The following is a 2,237-nucleotide window of genomic DNA, read 5'->3' on the forward strand; positions in this document are numbered from 1 at the left end:
CCATCCGCAGGACGGGCGAAGCAGATCAAAGTCGACATTTCTGCACCGGCAATCGGTGAAAACAGCCAAAACCGTGCGGCGGCGTCAGGGCAAGCGGCTGGTTATCGACGGGCCGTTCGCCGAGACCAAGGAGCAATTGCTTGGTTTCGTCATGATCGAGGCCGGAGATCTCGAAGCGGCGCTGGACATTGCCGCTGGTATTCCACTGGCCGAACTCGGCACGATCGAGGTCCGGGCCATCTACGACATACCGGGGTCATAGAGCCCTGCCAGCGTTGTGGCTGCTTCGAAAACCAGAGCGTCGGGCTGAGCGTTCGGGCTTCGGTTCCGTGCGCAACTTTTGCGTGTTGAAGCAAGGCGAGAGTTCTCCTATCGTCGCCGGGGTTCTTGGGGATTTCGACATGCCTTTCCTGATTGCTATCCTTGGCGTGATGGGCGCGGCGGCGTTCTGGTGGTACCGGATGAAGGCCATGAACGAGGCCGCGCGTGACGTTGCCGATGTCATTGGCCGGGTACAGGGCTCCGTGCGCCGCAAGAAGCTGCGCAAGCAGGCGGCGCTGTCGCCGCTGACGGCGATCGATGATCCGGTCGTAGCGGCGGCTACGCTGATCACATCAATCGTCTCCGAGGATGGGCCAATCCTGCCGCAGCGCGAGGCCGTCATCCGCGCGGTGATTTCCGAGATCGCCGACAAGAAGAAGACCGACGAGGCGGTGATCTATGCCAAATGGGCGGCGGCGCAAGTCGACGACGCCACCGTTGTCATCGACAAGCTGGCGCCGTTCCTGCGCGAACGTCTCGATGTCGCCGAGCGAAACGATCTGCTGCAGATGGTCAACCGCGCCGCCCAGGGCGGCGAGAAACGCCTGGAGATATCCGACCAGAGGATATTGCGGCTGCGGCAAAAGCTGGGTTTCGAGGTCAACTGAGCGCCTACCTTGGGTGATTGGCGGAAACGCCATCGCTTTCGTCATCCTGGGGCGGAGCAAGGAGCGAAGCGACGCGGCGCAGACCCCGGGATCCATGCGCGACTCAAACGCGTCACCACGGTGTAGAATTCTGCTCCGCTGCATTCTTCTGCCAAGGTCGCGGCATGGATCCTTGGGTCTTCGCTCCGCTTCGCGTCGCTACGCCCAAGGATGACGACGTTGGGGGCGCTGAATCGATCAGATCGCCTCGCCCTTCAATAGTCGCGGCGTGCTGGCGGACAGTCCCGACGCCTGCCGGATAAAAAAATCCTTCAGGCGCGGCATGCGTTCGACGAGACCGAGGCCGATGTCGCGGACGGTGCGCAGCGGGCCGATATCGTTGGAAAACAGCCGGTTCAGCGCGTCCGTGGTGACACCCATCTGCACCGTGTCGAAGCGGCGCCACTGCTGGTAGCGCTCGAGCACGTCGAGCGCGCCGATGTCCCGGCCGAGCCGGTCGGCCTCGACGATCACCTCGGCAAGGGCCGCGACATCCTTGAAGCCGAGATTGAGGCCCTGGCCGGCGATCGGGTGGATGCCGTGGGCGGCATCGCCGGCGAGCGCGATGCGGGGTGCGACGAAGGCGCGCGCAATGGTCAGGCCGAGCGGCCAGGCGCGCGGCTTGTCGGCAACGCGGATTTCGCCAAGCTTCAGGCCAAAGCGCTGTTCGAGTTCGTGTTCGAAGAGGAGATCGTCACCGGCCACCAGCTTTTCGGCATCGGGCGTACGCTCGACCCAGACGATCGACGAGCGGTTGGTGCCGTCCTCGCCGGGCTTGAGCGGCAATGTGGCGAAGGGGCCGGCCGGCAGGAAATGCTCTTCGGCGCGACCGTTATGCGGGCGTTCATGGGCCACGGTGCAGACGATGCCCGACTGGCCATATTCCCATTTCACCGTCTTGATGCCGGCCATGTCGCGCAGCTTCGAGTTGACGCCGTCGGCGGCGACCAGCAGGCGGGCCTTCAGGGTCGCGCCGTCGGCGAGATGCACTGTGATGCCAGCGCCGTTGGTCTCGAACCCCTGCACGGCGACGCCTTCGATGATGTCGATGCCGAGCTTTTCGGCGCTGGCCCGCAAGGCGCCGTTCAGCACCCTGTTGGCGACCATATGCGCAAAGGGCTCGCCCGGCGCCACTTCGCCGTCGAAGGTCAGAAAGACCGGACGCACCGGATCGGCGGTGCGCGAATCGGTGATGATCATCTCGGTGATCGCCTGCGCCTGGGGCACGATCTCGGCCCACACGCCGAGCTGGTCGAGCATGCGGCAGGC

At 64.5% G+C, this 2,237-nt stretch carries 3 protein-coding genes; 2 read left to right on the plus strand and 1 reads right to left on the minus strand.

All coding sequences use genetic code 11. The features are described 5' to 3' along the window. Positions 1–262: YciI family protein (locus EN750_RS30470; protein WP_245482855.1), on the plus strand; the 262-nt coding region annotated here is incomplete at its 5' end. Between the two features lie 139 nt (positions 263–401). Then, a complete protein-coding gene (locus tag EN750_RS30475) occupies positions 402–929 on the plus strand; it encodes a hypothetical protein (protein WP_127382880.1) in 528 nt (175 codons plus the stop codon). 237 nt (positions 930–1,166) lie between these two features. Here EN750_RS30475 and EN750_RS30485 read toward each other — a convergent pair. After that, positions 1,167–2,237: ubiquinone biosynthesis hydroxylase (locus EN750_RS30485; RefSeq protein ID WP_127398948.1), on the minus strand; the 1,071-nt coding region annotated here is incomplete at its 5' end.

The sequence above is a fragment of the Mesorhizobium sp. M7A.F.Ca.ET.027.03.2.1 genome (assembly GCF_003999175.1).
Classification (GTDB): Bacteria; Pseudomonadota; Alphaproteobacteria; order Rhizobiales; family Rhizobiaceae; genus Mesorhizobium.